The sequence below is a fragment of the Streptomyces sp. Pv4-95 genome (assembly GCF_045782725.1).
In the GTDB taxonomy this organism is placed as follows: Bacteria; Actinomycetota; Actinomycetes; order Streptomycetales; family Streptomycetaceae; genus Streptomyces.
Genome location: NZ_CP127172.1, coordinates 3,475,518 through 3,488,281, shown reverse-complemented (window position 1 = coordinate 3,488,281; position 12,764 = coordinate 3,475,518). Strand labels below are relative to the sequence as shown.

The following is a 12,764-nucleotide window of genomic DNA, read 5'->3' as shown; positions in this document are numbered from 1 at the left end:
CCTCCATGGCTGTGCAAGTCACCGAAAACACTCCCTCCGTCGCTCTCGGTCCCGCCGCCGCGCTCTCCTGCCGCGAGTGCGGACAGCGCTTCGACCTCGGCCCGATCTTCGCCTGCCAGGAATGTTTCGGGCCGCTCGAAGTCGCGTACGACCTGCCGAGCGGCGACCCTGAGGCCCTGCGGAAGCAGATCGAGGCCGGCCCCGACAACATCTGGCGCTACGCGCCGCTGCTGCCCGTCCCCGCCGACGTCGCGGACAAGCCGAACCTGAACCCGGGGTTCACCAAGCTGGTCAAGGCCGACAACCTCGCCCGTGAGCTGGGCGTCACCGGCGGTCTGTACGTCAAGGACGACTCCGGCAACCCCACGCACTCCTTCAAGGACCGTGTCGTGGCGATCGCCGTCGAGGCGGCCCGCGCCTTCGGCTTCACCACCCTGTCCTGCTCCTCCACCGGCAACCTCGCCGGTGCGGTCGGTGCCGCGGCGGCCCGTGCGGGCTTCCGCTCCTGCGTGTTCATCCCGCACGACCTGGAGGCCGGCAAGGTCGTCATGGCCGCGGTCTACGGCGGCGACCTGGTCGGCATCGAGGGCAACTACGACGACGTCAACCGCTTCTGCTCGGAACTCATCGGCGACCCGCTGGGTGAGGGCTGGGGCTTCGTCAACGTCAACCTCCGCCCCTACTACGGCGAGGGCTCCAAGACGCTGGCGTACGAGATCTGCGAGCAGCTGGGCTGGCAGCTGCCGGACCAGATCGTCATCCCGATCGCCTCGGGCTCGCAGCTGACGAAGATCGACAAGGGCCTCAAGGAGCTCATCGCGCTCGGCCTCGTCGAGGACAAGCCGTACAAGATCTTCGGCGCGCAGGCCGAGGGCTGCTCGCCCGTCTCGACGGCCTTCAAGGCCGGCCACGACGTGGTGCGGCCGCAGAAGCCGAAGACCATCGCCAAGTCGCTGGCCATCGGCAACCCGGCCGACGGGCCGTACGTGCTCGACATCGCGCGCCGTACCGGTGGTGCGGTGGAGGATGTCAACGACGAGCAGGTCGTGGACGCGATCAAGCTGCTGGCCCGGACGGAAGGGATCTTCGCGGAGACCGCGGGCGGTGTGACCGTCGGCGTGACCAAGAAGCTCATCGACAGCGGTCTGCTCGACCCGTCCCTGTCCACGGTCGTCCTGAACACCGGCGACGGCCTCAAGACGCTTGACGCCGTCGCCCCCACCACGGGGCCCTCGGCGACCATCCGCCCGAGCCTGGACGCGTTCCGCGCGGCCGGCCTGGCCGGCTGACCCGCCGCATGCAGCCCTACGGCCGCCGAGCGCAGCCGTAGGCAGTCGCACAGCCCCGAACTTGTACTCCGAAGTCGCTGGAAGGCAGAACCCATGAGCGTCAACGTCCGCATCCCCACCATTCTTCGCACCTACACCGACGGCAAGGCCGAGGTCGCGGCAGACGGCGCGACCCTCTCCGAGGTGATTGCCGACCTGGAGAAGAACCACCAGGGCATCGCGGCCCGGGTGCTGGACGACGCGGGCAAGCTGCGCCGCTTCGTGAACGTCTATGTCAACGACGACGACGTGCGTTTCGAGCAGGGCCTGGAGACGCCGACGCCGGACGGTGCGGGTGTCTCGATCATTCCGGCAGTGGCCGGCGGGTGCTAATTCGCGCCATCTCGCCTCTCGCTTGACTGGAATTGCCCCGTCCGCCGAAAAGCGGACGGGGCAATTCCGTTCTGTGAATGGGGATACCATGGCGAAGATCCCTCTCCGCGCGCGTGCCGAACGCATATGAGACCGCGGCGAGTTGTGCCCAAAGTGTGTGCGGCATTTGTCGCCCAGGTGCGTTATGCCCGGCCCGGCTTGCCCAGGGAAAGCGGTGTTTCACCGCATATTGCCGATTCTCCGGCGCCAGAATTCTCGTCCGATTGACCTGTTGCGCTGGGCAGTGGTGCAGATACATTCAGCGGCGGTCGACGCGTTCCGGCGCACACCCCGCGGGCCTTTCGGGGGGTGAGGTCTGACCCGGGTCCGCGGAGTGCGGTCCTGTGCAAGGGCCAGTAATAGGGGAGTTAGGCATGGCTCAGGGCACCGTCAAGTGGTTCAACGCGGAGAAGGGGTACGGCTTCATCGCGGTCGACGGTGGTGCGGATGTTTTCGTCCACTACAGCGCGATTCAGATGGACGGCTACCGCACCCTTGAGGAGGGTCAGCGGGTCGAGTTCGAGATCTCGCAGGGCCAGAAGGGGCCGCAGGCGGACATGGTCCGGGTGGCCGGCTGAAGCGCCGACCGACTGCAGCGTGATGAGGGTCCGCATCCCTGAGGGGGTGCGGACCCTCTGCTGTGCGTCCGGTGCGTGCGGCATGCGTTCGGCGTGCGTCCGGAGGGTGGGCCATCTCGGGAGGCGCTTGCACTCGCACCCCCCGAGTGCTAATCATTGCGTTAGCACTCTCCGAGTGAGAGTGACAGTTAAGGACCGACTCGGTGAGGTCGGCAGGCCGGTGGGGCAAGGAACCACAGGCTCGCAGACCGTCCGTCGCGGGCGCCAGCGCGGTCCGGAGCAATCCACCCCTGTCCGGGAGGACCACTTCACATGGCCAAGATCATCGCGTTCGACGAGGAGGCACGGCGCGGTCTCGAGCGCGGGATGAACCAGCTCGCCGACGCCGTCAAGGTCACCCTCGGCCCCAAGGGCCGCAACGTCGTCCTCGAGAAGAAGTGGGGCGCCCCCACGATCACCAACGATGGTGTTTCCATCGCCAAGGAGATCGAGCTCGAGGACCCGTACGAGAAGATCGGCGCCGAGCTGGTCAAGGAGGTCGCGAAGAAGACGGACGACGTCGCCGGTGACGGCACGACGACCGCGACCGTCCTGGCGCAGGCGCTGGTCCGCGAGGGCCTGCGCAACGTAGCCGCCGGCGCCAACCCGATGGCCCTCAAGCGCGGCATCGAGAAGGCCGTCGAGGCCGTCTCCGCCGCCCTGCTGGAGCAGGCCAAGGATGTGGAGACCAAGGAGCAGATCGCCTCCACCGCCTCCATCTCCGCCGCCGACACCCAGATCGGCGAGCTCATCGCCGAGGCGATGGACAAGGTCGGCAAGGAAGGCGTCATCACCGTCGAGGAGTCCCAGACCTTCGGTCTGGAGCTGGAACTCACCGAGGGTATGCGCTTCGACAAGGGCTACATCTCGGCGTACTTCGCCACCGACATGGAGCGTATGGAGGCGTCGCTCGACGACCCGTACATCCTGATCGTCAACTCCAAGATCGGCAACGTCAAGGACCTGCTGCCGCTCCTGGAGAAGGTCATGCAGTCCGGCAAGCCGCTGCTGATCATCGCCGAGGACGTCGAGGGCGAGGCCCTGTCGACCCTGGTCGTCAACAAGATCCGTGGCACCTTCAAGTCCGTTGCCGTCAAGGCCCCGGGCTTCGGTGACCGCCGCAAGGCCATGCTCGGCGACATCGCCATCCTCACCGGTGGCACCGTCATCTCCGAGGAGGTCGGCCTCAAGCTGGAGAACGCCGGCGTCGACCTGCTGGGCCGTGCCCGCAAGGTCGTCATCACCAAGGACGAGACCACCATCGTCGACGGTGCCGGTGACAGCGAGCAGGTTCAGGGTCGCGTGAACCAGATCCGCGCCGAGATCGAGAACTCGGACTCGGACTACGACCGCGAGAAGCTCCAGGAGCGCCTGGCGAAGCTGGCCGGCGGCGTGGCCGTCATCAAGGCCGGTGCCGCCACCGAGGTCGAGCTCAAGGAGCGCAAGCACCGCATCGAGGATGCCGTTCGCAACGCGAAGGCGGCCGTCGAGGAGGGCATCGTCGCCGGCGGCGGCGTGGCCCTGCTCCAGGCCTCCGCGGTCTTCGAGAAGCTTGAGCTCGAGGGCGACGAGGCCACCGGTGCCAACGCTGTGAAGCTGGCCCTGGAGGCCCCGCTGAAGCAGATCTCCGTCAACGGCGGCCTCGAGGGTGGCGTCGTTGTGGAGAAGGTGCGCAACCTGGCCGTCGGCCACGGCCTGAACGCCGCGACCGGTGAGTACGTCGACATGATCGCCGAAGGCATCATCGACCCCGCCAAGGTGACGCGCTCCGCGCTGCAGAACGCCGCGTCGATCGCCGCGCTGTTCCTCACCACCGAGGCCGTCATCGCCGACAAGCCGGAGAAGGCGGGCGCTGCCCCGGCCGGCGGCGGCATGCCGGGCGGTGACATGGACTTCTGATCCTCCCGGATCAACTGTCCTCACGTTCGCCGGGGCGGCACCTTCCTTCCAGGAGGGTGCCGCCCCGGCGGCGTTTCATTTGCGGCGCACGCGGGGCCGGTGCACGCGGGAACGGTGCGGTGTTGTGTGGCCCGGTGGCCCGGTGTGGTGTGGTGCGGTGCGAGGTGACTTGCTCGTGTTGTGGTGGGCGGAACGCGGGGTGTCATCCTCCCTGGTGCGTGGGGCAGTTGGGGAGGGAGGGGGACGGGGGCTAGGCGCCCCACCCGTTCCTTGAAGGCAGGCATCGGAGCGCGATGTCTGGTGACGGGAGCGCGGCGCCCCCGGGGCTCGGCCCGGAGCCCGGCGCCCCCCTGGCTCGGCCCCGCGCCCCGCGGCCGGGGCTTGAGGCCCGGGGGGGCGCCGGAGGTTGGGGTGAGGTGGGTCGGTGCTCCGAGGTTCGGGGGCTTGAGGCCCGGGGGTGCCGGACGCGTCCGTAGGGCTGTTGTCCAGCGGGGCGGTATACGGACGCGTCAGGCGGGGGCTGCTTCGGAGTGCGGTGCGGCGTAGGGGCGGTCAGACGTTGGCCGGTTGGGCGTCCGGGTCCTCGCGGTCGGGTGTCGGGGCGGGAGTGCGGCCGTTGTCCGCGACGGCGGCCGGGGCGGTCGTGGGGGCGCCTGTGCCGGCTTCGGTGCCGGTGTCACGGGGGGTGTCGGCGTTCAGGTCCGTGAGCATCTGCTTGCTGAAGCCGAAGAAGTAGGTGGCGAGGAAGCCGACGACATAGCCGACGGCCAGGCTCATGGCGTAGACGGCGATCGTGGTGCCGACACCTTGGTTGCCCTTGACCAGGGGGAAGAGGGCCCAGCCGGACGGGCCGATGGCGGTGGAGCCGACCGCGTCGCCGAGTTGGTTGAACAGGCCGACGAAGCCGCCACCGAAGGCTCCGCCGACGCAGGCGGTGATGAAGGGGCGGCCGAGGGGGAGCGAGACGCCGTAGATCAAGGGCTCGCCGACGCCCAGGAAGCCTGCCGGGAGAGCGGACTTGATGGTCGTACGGAGGGAGCCGTTGCGGGGGAGGCGGAGGTAGACGGCGAGGGCCGCGCCGACCTGGCCCGCGCCCGCCATGGCGAGGATGGGCAGCAGAACGGTGTAGCCCTGCTGCTCGATGAGGGTGGTGTGGATGGGGATCAGGGCCTGGTGGAGGCCCAGCATGACCAGGGGGAGGAAGAGCCCGCCGAGGACGAAGCCGGCGAACGCGCCGCCGTGTGCGAGCAGCCAGTTGGCGAAGCTGCCGATGGCGGTGGAGACCTCCCCGGCCGCGTACATCAGGCCGAAGATGGTGACCAGGCCGGTGAGGAGGACCGTGAGGGTGGGGGTGACGAGGACGTCGAGCGCCTCGGGGACCCACTTGCGGCACCACTTCTCCACCTGGACGGCGAGCAGGGCTGCGGCCAGTGCGCCGAGGACGCCGCCCTGGCCGGGGGAGAGCTTCTGGCCGAAGGCGGTGATGTTCGCGACGCCGGGGAAGACGATGATCGCGGCGACCGCGCCGCCCAGCACGGGGGTGCCGCCGAACTCCTTGGCGGTGTTGTAGCCGACGAACACGGCGATCAGCGACATGAAGCCGGAGGCCATGGCGGCGAGTGCCGGGACGACCGACGGCGCCCAGCCGAGGTTGGTCAGCAGGCCGTTGATGCCCGCGACGATGCCGCAGCCGATCAGGGCGGGAATCAGCGGGACGAAGATGTTGGCGATCCGGCGCAGGAAGAGCTTGACCGGGGTGGCGTTCTTCGCCTTCCGGCGTGCCTTGAGGGCGGCGCCCTGGGCGGCCAGTTCCTCGGCCGTGGTGGAGTGCGACGCAGCGGAGCCGGGCGCCGGTGCCGGGGTGGGGGTGGCGGGCCGGGCGGCGTCGGGCTCGGAGGGTGTGGCGGTGGCCGGCTCGGGGGTGCCGGCCGGTTCGGGTGTGGTGGCGCGCGCCTCCTCCACCAGCCGCTCGAACTCGGGAGTGACCCGGGCGACCGTCCCGGGACCCAGCACGATCTGGTAGGTGTCGTCCTCGACCACCCCCATCACGGCGGGCAGTGCCTGCAGGGCGTCGTCCTGGACCAGGGAGCGGTCCACGATGCCGAGGCGGAGCCTGGTCATGCAGTGGGCGATGGAGGAGAGGTTCCCGGCGCCGCCGACGAGGGGGAGGATCGCGGCGGCGGTGGCGCGGTTCTTGTCTTCGTTCATGTGCGGTGCCTTGCTGTGCGAGCAACCAGGGGACGGGTCAGCTGTTCCGCGTGGCCTGGAGGGCCGCGCGGAGATGGCCTTGGGAGTCGTGGAGAAGGCGGGCGGCCGTCGGACCGTCGACCTCGCCGAGGAGGGTGAGGATGGCGTTCTTCACCTCGCCGTCCGTCGCGGCCAGGGCTGCCTCGATCTCCGGATCGGAGGCACCGGTGGCGAGCGCGACGATGCGCCGGGAGCGGGCCCGCAGCTTTTCGTTGGAGGCGCGGACGTCGACCATCAGGTTTCCGTAGGTCTTGCCCAGCCGGATCATGGTGATCGTCGAGATCATGTTGAGCACCAGCTTCTGTGCCGTGCCCGCCTTCAGCCGGGTGGAGCCGGTCAGCAGCTCGGGGCCGACGACGACCTCGATGCCGTGCTCGGCGGACGCGGCCAGCTCCGAGCCGGCGTTGCAGGACAGCCCGATGGTCAGCGCGCCCAGCGAACGGGCGTGCTCGACGGCGCCGACGGCGTACGGCGTGCGGCCGGAGGCGGAGATACCGACGACGGTGTCCCGGTCCGTCAGACCGATCGTGGACAGATCCTCGGCGGCGAACTTCTTGCTGTCCTCGGCGCCCTCGACGGCGGTGACCATCGCGGACGGGCCGCCCGCGATCAGCCCGAGCACCTCGGAGGGGTCGGTGTTGAACGTCGGCGGGCACTCGCTGGCGTCCAGCACCCCGAGCCGGCCGGCCGTACCGGCACCGGCATAGATCAGTCGGCCGCCTTGGGCCATCCGCGCGGCGGTGGCGTCGATGGCGGCGGAGATCTGCGGGAGCTGACCGGCGACGGCGGCGGGGACCTGGGCGTCCTCGCCGTTCATCGTGCGGGCGATCTCCAGGGTGGAGAACCTGTCGATCTCGGCGAGCTCGGGCCGGAACGCCTCTGTGGTGAGGGTGTCCAGCTGGGCCCGCAGCTGTGCGTGTTCGGCGGGGGAAGTCATGGGTGTCGGCTCTTTCCGGGCTCGTACGGCTCAGTACGACGTGATCGGTGCGGGGCTCGGCGGCTGTCGGGAGGAAAGCCCAGCGCTGAAGGGGCGGCGCTGAGATCCGGCGCCGGGGCTCAGCGGGGGGAGCGCGGGGAGTGGCGGTGTGCGAGGGCTTCGTAGGACGCGGACAGGGCGGGCGCCGCGGTCTCGTACGTGCGCTGCGCGACTCCTATGAACAGGCAGTCGACGACGAGGAGTTGGCTCGTCCTGGAGGACATCGCCGCCGGTCGCAGCTCGCTCTCACGGGCGGTGGAGGTGGTCAGGATGTAGTCGGCGTACGAGGCGATCTCGCTGTCCGGGCGGCCGGTGATCGCGATGGTCGTCGCGCCGTGGTCGAAGGCGACACGCAGCGGCTCTATGACGTCGGTCGTGCGCCCGGAGTGGGTGATGGCGATGGCGACATCGCCGGTCCGCATCTGCACGGCATTCGTCACCGCGAGGTGCGGGTCGGAGTGGGCATGCGCGATCAGGCCGATGCGCAGCAGCTTCTGGGCGAGGTCCTGGCCGACGAGGTTGGAGGCGCCGATGCCGTAGACGTCGATGCGGCGGGCCGAGGAGAGCGCGCCGACGGCGGCTTCGAGCTGGGTGACGTCCAGGCCGGCCGCGGTGTCGGCAAGGCACTGCTGCTCTTCCTGGGCGAGCTTGGCGACGACATCGGTCAGGGAGTCGTCGACCGCTATGTCGGCCGTCACGGCCGGTGCGCCGCCGGCCGCCTGCTGCGCGGCGAGTGCGGCGAGCGCCAGGCGCAGATCCCGGTAGCCGGGGTAGCCGAGCAGGCGGGAGGTCCGCACGACGGTGGCTTCGCTCGTGCCCGTGCGTTCCGCGAGGCCGGTGACGGTGAGGGCGGCACAGCCGGCCGGGTCACCCGCGACCGCTTCGGCGACCCGCTGCATGGAGCGGGTCATCGTCGGGGCGAGGGTGCGGACCTTGGCGGCCAGCGCCGCGGGGGCGGGTGGGGCCGGGGCCGGCCGGGTCTCGGCGGCCACGTCCTTGAAAGTTTCCTTCAGGCTGCTGCTCACAGCTGAAAAGTAATTTCATAGACGTCGCGCGTCAATACCCTCCGTGAGACCTGTGGACAAGCGGCGTGGCGCGCATCGATCTGTGGATGACGGTGGGGTGCGGCGCGGGTCCGCGAGACAATGGACGGCATGGAGCTGGAACAGGCATTGCATGCCGCGCGAGCGTTGGTGCTCGCCGACCTGATGGCGGACGACGTCGCCGACGCCGACATCGTTTCGCTCGTCGAGGACGCGGTCGTGCACCGCCGATGGTGGGTCGAGCAGTGGCCGGAAGGTGTCGGATTCGTCGCGGGACTGATAGCGCAGGACGTCCAGGACGCGTTGCTGGAGAGGTACGGCCGCTGGCCGCTGTGCCCCGTCTGCACCCAGTCCGGGGACCCTCACGCGCTGGATGTCGAGCCGGAGTTGGGGCCCGATCCGCACTGGGTCTGCCCCAAGACGGCGGTCGCGGTGGCCCGCGTCGGCAGACTGCGCACCCCCACCGAGGGCTGACGCGGTGATGGGGTCGGAGAGCTGACGTGGCGATTTATATAGATCCGCCGACGTGGCCGGGCCACGGGCGGATGTGGTCGCACCTGGTCAGCGACACCTCCTTCGAAGAACTGCACAGCTTCGCGGCCGCCCTCGGCGCGCCCAGGCGGGCGTTCGAGCGCGATCACTACGACCTGCCCGAGGAGCGGTACGCCGACGCGGTGCACGCCGGGGCGGTGGAGATCGGCAGCAAGGAACTCGTCCGCCTGCTGACGGCCGCGGGGCTGCGCAGGCCCAAACACCGTCCGGGGCCGGCGGCCGCCGGCCGGTAGGGCGTGCCCGGTGCGCCCGCCCGCGGCGCGTCGCACCGCCGGGGTGACGGGTGGCCCGCGCACGATGGGGCCAGTTCGTGCGCCGCACCGAAAGGGACAGTCATGTCAGCCAGCGAACCGGCCACTACGCTCACCACGAGGTTCAGCAGCGAGGACGCCACCCCCACCGCGTGGTCCACGGCCGTGGGCGGCTTGACGGAGGCGGAGATCTTCTGGCTCAGCACCGTCCGGCCCGACGGCCGCCCGCACGTCACCCCGCTGCTCGCCGTCTGGGCGGACGACGCCCTCCACTTCTGCACCGGCCCGGACGAGCGCAAGGCCAGGAACCTCGCGGCCAACGCCCGGTGCGTGCTGACCACCTCGACGGCCGGCGGCAACGACCTGCACGCCGGACTCGACGTGATCATCGAGGGTGAGGCGGTACAGGTCCAGGACGAGACCACGCTGCGCGGGCTGGCCGAGCTGTACGCCGCCAAGTACGGCAGCGACTGGCACTTCGACGTCCGCAACGGCGCCTTCTACGGCGTCGGCGACCGTGCCGACGTCTTCCGGGTCGAGCCCGTCAGGGCCTTCGGCTTCGGCCGCGGGGAGACCTACAGCCAGACGCGCTGGAGCTTCGACGGGCAGAACGGATAGACGCTGCGCCGAAAGCCCCGGCGCCCGTAGCCGGACCCAGGGGCTGCCGTCGCAACGACTCGGGTGGGTCCGCGGGGCGGGCGCCGACCCGGTCGGAGCCCGCCCCCAAGCAGGGGTCGCTGGAGTTCCGGCGGAAGGCGCCCGGTCCTCGTGCGGTCAGCGTCGGTGGGGCGCCCCAGGCACGGCCAGACCCGGCCCGGCCCGGTCAGTGCCGGTTGGCGTTCTCGGTCTCGGGCTTGGTGGTGATGACCCCCGAGGAGGCGACGAGGCGTGAGGGGTGTGGCGAGCGGTGCAGTCGGTAGGCGACGGCGGTGGTGCCGACGGCGACCGCTGCCAGTGCCGCACCGGTCCAGGCGACGGACGGGTAACCCCAGCCCGCGCCGATGGTCAGGCCGCCCAGCCAGGGGCCGAGCGTATTGCCGATGTTGAACGCGGCGGTGGTGGTCGCGCCGGCCAGCGTGGGCGCGGCATTCGCGACGTTGAACATCCGGGCGTTCAGCGCCGGGGCCGTGGCGAACGCGGTGACACCGAGCAGCAGGGCGAGCAGGACGGCGGCGACCGGGCTGTGCGCGGTCAGCGCCAGGACGGTCAGGACGACCGTGGAGGCGGAGATGCCGGCGAACAGCGTCCCGAAGAGGTGGGCGTCGGCGATCCGGCCCCCGATGAACGTACCGATCAGCGCGCCGACGCCGAACAGCGCGAGCACCGTCGGGACCCAGCTCTCGGCGAGCCCCGCGGTGTCCGTCAGCAGCGGCGAGAGGTAGGAGAAGAGCGCGAAGACGGCCGCGCCGTTCATGGCCGTGGCGGTCAGCGCGAGCCAGACCTGCTTGTCCTTGTAGATGGTCAGTTCACGGCGCAGCTGCGGCCGGCCCTCGCCCGTGGGCACGGCTGTACGCGGCACCAGCGCGGTCACGCCGACCAGGGCGACCGCGGCGAGTCCGGCGACCGCCCAGAACGCCGCCCGCCAGCCCGCGTGCTGCCCGAGGAGGGCGCCGGCCGGGACTCCGGCGATGTTCGCGATGCTCAGGCCGCCGACCATCACGGCCATCGCGCGGGCCCGCGCGGTCACCGGCACCAGCGAGACGGCGACCGCCGCGCCCACCGCCCAGAAGCCGGCGCAGGCCAGTGCGCTCAGCACCCGCGAGGCGAACAGCACGCCGTACGAGGGGGCGATCGCGCCCGCCACCTGACCGAGGCCGAACAACGCCAGCAGGGCGATCAGCGTCGTCCGGCGCGGCAGCCGCAGGGTGGCGGCGGCCAGCACGGGGGCGCCGACCACCATGCCGATCGCGAACGCCGAGACCAGCAGTCCCGCCTGCGGGATGGAGACCCCCAGGTCACGTGCCAGCGGCTGGAGGATGCCGGAGAGCATGAATTCGCTCGTGCCGAGCGCGAAGACGGACAGGCCGAGGACGTAGACGGCTATGGGCATGCGGGCGCGTTCGGAAGGAGCAGGCATGACAGCAACCAACAGGGATGAAGCCGCTGACATTCCCCTTCGGGGCCGCCGAAGGGGGTGACCTTCCCCATGTCGCGCCGGCACTCATGGCCGCGCGGTGACGGCCGTCATGAGAGCGTCATGCGGATGTGTGGATGTGCGGAAGCGCAGATGTGCGGATGCGCGGATGTTCATGAGGGTCCGCCGGCGCCGCCCCGGGAGGCTCATGAAGGCCGGCGCCGTACGCTCCCGCTCAGCCGCTCAGCCGCTCAGCAGGTCGAGTTCGGTGGCGAGGTTGCGGCGGGCGATGTGCTCCCACCAGTCGTAGGCCAGCGGCGTCCTGAACAGGCGTGGCAGGGAGAGCAGTTGACGCAGCACGGCGGACCGGCCGACCAGGAAGTCGGGGTCCGGCACGAAGGAGTACTCCTCGCGGACGGCGGCGGCATAGGCCGCGTACCCCTCGGGCGAACCGGCGAGCACGGCGAGATCGGCGTCGCACAGCACCGCGCCGTCGAGGTCCTCGGGCGCCGGATCGTGCGTGATGGTCAGCCGCACCAGGCGGGCCACCTCGGCCGTCCGCGCCGCGTCGACGCCCAGCTCGGGCAGGGCGCGTTCGGCGAGGGAGGCGCTGCGCTCCTCGTTCTCGGACCGGTCCGGCCGGTAGACCGCGTCGTGGAACCAGGCCGCCAACTGAACGGTCGCCAAGTCCAGTGCGCAGTCCGCCAGTTCGTCGATGTGATGCAGGACGTCGGCCAGGTGGTGGCTGGTGTGGTAGCGCCGCTGCGGCTCGTCCCACCGGGCCAGGAGGTTGTCCGCGTACGGGTCGGGGTCGGGGTCCTCGGCCCCCTTGGTGCCACGGGCCTCTGCCACGGTCATGGCCCAGCGCCTGCGCAGCTCCGGCGCCAGGTCGGTGGTGCGCGCCGTTCGGGACACGGGAGTCATGCCGGCAATTGTGCCTCGGGGGCGGGCGAGGGGCGCGAGCGGCCGGCCCGCGGCACGCCGCCTCGCGCCGGCGTGCGTGCCGCCCACCGTGCCCCGATGCCTGCCCCGAGCCCGCGCCGGCCGACGAACCGGCCGCAGCAGGCCCGGCGAACCGGCCCGGCGAACCGGCCCGGCGAACCGGCCCGGCGAACCGGCCCGGCGAACCGGCCCGGCGAACCGGCCCGGCGAACCGGCCCGGCGAACCGGCCCGTGCGGGCCGGGTGAACCGGCCCGCGTCGGCCGCCGTACCGGCCCCGCCTTGGTACACACCGGTGGTTTCCGCCGCGTCCCCTGTCGATGTGGCCCCGGCGGTCCCGGCCACCCCTTACGCTGGATATTGGACTAGACCTGTCGCCGCTCGGCCTCGTGGCGCCTCGCGTCCCGTCCGGTGTCTGTTCGTCTCGTTACGTCATGGCCTGTCACGTCGTCGTCGGAGGATTGG

At 70.9% G+C, this 12,764-nt stretch carries 12 protein-coding genes; 7 read left to right on the top strand and 5 right to left on the bottom strand.

Going from position 1 to position 12,764, the window contains the following annotated elements; genetic code table 11:
* Positions 1–5 precede the first annotated feature (5 nt).
* The 4 genes from thrC (at position 6) to groL (ending at position 4,216) form a co-directional block, all read left to right on the top strand.
* A complete protein-coding gene (gene thrC / locus QOM21_RS15225; protein WP_407550515.1) occupies positions 6–1,289 on the top strand; it encodes a threonine synthase in 1,284 nt (427 codons plus the stop codon).
* A 93-nt stretch (positions 1,290–1,382) separates the two neighbouring features.
* The gene (locus tag QOM21_RS15220; RefSeq protein WP_393894771.1) at positions 1,383–1,661 is read left to right on the top strand and encodes a MoaD/ThiS family protein; all 279 of its coding nucleotides are present in this window, start codon (positions 1,383–1,385) and stop codon (positions 1,659–1,661) included.
* Between the two features lie 413 nt (positions 1,662–2,074).
* Positions 2,075–2,278 carry a cold-shock protein gene (locus tag QOM21_RS15215; protein WP_003986833.1) on the top strand — a complete coding sequence of 68 codons (204 nt, stop codon included), beginning with the start codon at positions 2,075–2,077 and terminating at the stop codon, positions 2,276–2,278.
* 312 nt (positions 2,279–2,590) lie between these two features.
* Entirely contained in the window at positions 2,591–4,216 is a 1,626-nt protein-coding gene (gene groL / locus QOM21_RS15210) for a chaperonin GroEL (protein ID WP_407550512.1), read from the top strand.
* 552 nt (positions 4,217–4,768) lie between these two features.
* On the opposite strand, the gene QOM21_RS15205 is transcribed toward groL, so the two are convergent.
* From QOM21_RS15205 to QOM21_RS15195, 3 genes are all read right to left on the bottom strand, one after another.
* Entirely contained in the window at positions 4,769–6,424 is a 1,656-nt protein-coding gene (locus QOM21_RS15205) for a PTS transporter subunit EIIC (RefSeq protein ID WP_407550510.1), read from the bottom strand.
* Positions 6,425–6,461: 37 nt separating this feature from the next.
* Positions 6,462–7,400, bottom strand: a complete 939-nt coding sequence (gene murQ, locus QOM21_RS15200; protein WP_407550508.1) for an N-acetylmuramic acid 6-phosphate etherase — start codon at positions 7,398–7,400, stop codon at positions 6,462–6,464.
* 119 nt (positions 7,401–7,519) lie between these two features.
* Positions 7,520–8,464, bottom strand: coding sequence for a MurR/RpiR family transcriptional regulator (locus QOM21_RS15195; protein WP_407550506.1), 945 nt, complete (start codon positions 8,462–8,464; stop codon positions 7,520–7,522).
* A 129-nt stretch (positions 8,465–8,593) separates the two neighbouring features.
* Between QOM21_RS15195 and QOM21_RS15190 the strand changes: the two genes are divergently transcribed.
* The 3 genes from QOM21_RS15190 to QOM21_RS15180 all read left to right on the top strand — a co-directional run bounded on the left by QOM21_RS15190 (position 8,594) and on the right by QOM21_RS15180 (position 9,903).
* Complete coding sequence (locus QOM21_RS15190; RefSeq protein WP_393894766.1) at positions 8,594–8,956, top strand: hypothetical protein; 363 nt, start codon at positions 8,594–8,596, stop codon at positions 8,954–8,956.
* Between the two features lie 26 nt (positions 8,957–8,982).
* The gene (locus tag QOM21_RS15185) at positions 8,983–9,267 is read left to right on the top strand and encodes a DUF4031 domain-containing protein (RefSeq protein ID WP_407550504.1); all 285 of its coding nucleotides are present in this window, start codon (positions 8,983–8,985) and stop codon (positions 9,265–9,267) included.
* 102 nt (positions 9,268–9,369) lie between these two features.
* Positions 9,370–9,903: a pyridoxamine 5'-phosphate oxidase family protein gene (locus QOM21_RS15180; protein ID WP_407550502.1), complete on the top strand. Its 534-nt coding sequence runs from the start codon at positions 9,370–9,372 to the stop codon at positions 9,901–9,903.
* Between the two features lie 205 nt (positions 9,904–10,108).
* Here the strand turns inward: QOM21_RS15180 and QOM21_RS15175 are convergent, their stop codons facing one another.
* Together QOM21_RS15175 and QOM21_RS15170 are read right to left on the bottom strand one after the other, a co-directional pair.
* The gene (locus QOM21_RS15175; protein WP_407550500.1) at positions 10,109–11,362 is read right to left on the bottom strand and encodes a Cmx/CmrA family chloramphenicol efflux MFS transporter; all 1,254 of its coding nucleotides are present in this window, start codon (positions 11,360–11,362) and stop codon (positions 10,109–10,111) included.
* A 240-nt stretch (positions 11,363–11,602) separates the two neighbouring features.
* A complete protein-coding gene (locus QOM21_RS15170; RefSeq protein ID WP_407550498.1) occupies positions 11,603–12,283 on the bottom strand; it encodes a hypothetical protein in 681 nt (226 codons plus the stop codon).
* Positions 12,284–12,764: the final 481 nt, after the last annotated feature.

What these genes read in the sequence shown, in the direction of transcription:
- QOM21_RS15215 (WP_003986833.1), top strand. Translation starts at nt 2,075, where the DNA reads ATGGCTCAGGGCACCGTCAAGTGGTTCAACGCGGAGAAGGGGTACGGC.
- QOM21_RS15180 (WP_407550502.1), top strand. Translation starts at nt 9,370, where the DNA reads ATGTCAGCCAGCGAACCGGCCACTACGCTCACCACGAGGTTCAGCAGC.
- murQ (WP_407550508.1), bottom strand. Translation starts at nt 7,400, where the DNA reads ATGACTTCCCCCGCCGAACACGCACAGCTGCGGGCCCAGCTGGACACC.
- QOM21_RS15175 (WP_407550500.1), bottom strand. Translation starts at nt 11,362, where the DNA reads ATGCCTGCTCCTTCCGAACGCGCCCGCATGCCCATAGCCGTCTACGTC.
- QOM21_RS15220 (WP_393894771.1), top strand. Translation starts at nt 1,383, where the DNA reads ATGAGCGTCAACGTCCGCATCCCCACCATTCTTCGCACCTACACCGAC.
- QOM21_RS15190 (WP_393894766.1), top strand. Translation starts at nt 8,594, where the DNA reads ATGGAGCTGGAACAGGCATTGCATGCCGCGCGAGCGTTGGTGCTCGCC.
- QOM21_RS15205 (WP_407550510.1), bottom strand. Translation starts at nt 6,424, where the DNA reads ATGAACGAAGACAAGAACCGCGCCACCGCCGCCGCGATCCTCCCCCTC.
- groL (WP_407550512.1), top strand. Translation starts at nt 2,591, where the DNA reads ATGGCCAAGATCATCGCGTTCGACGAGGAGGCACGGCGCGGTCTCGAG.
- QOM21_RS15170 (WP_407550498.1), bottom strand. Translation starts at nt 12,283, where the DNA reads ATGACTCCCGTGTCCCGAACGGCGCGCACCACCGACCTGGCGCCGGAG.
- thrC (WP_407550515.1), top strand. Translation starts at nt 6, where the DNA reads ATGGCTGTGCAAGTCACCGAAAACACTCCCTCCGTCGCTCTCGGTCCC.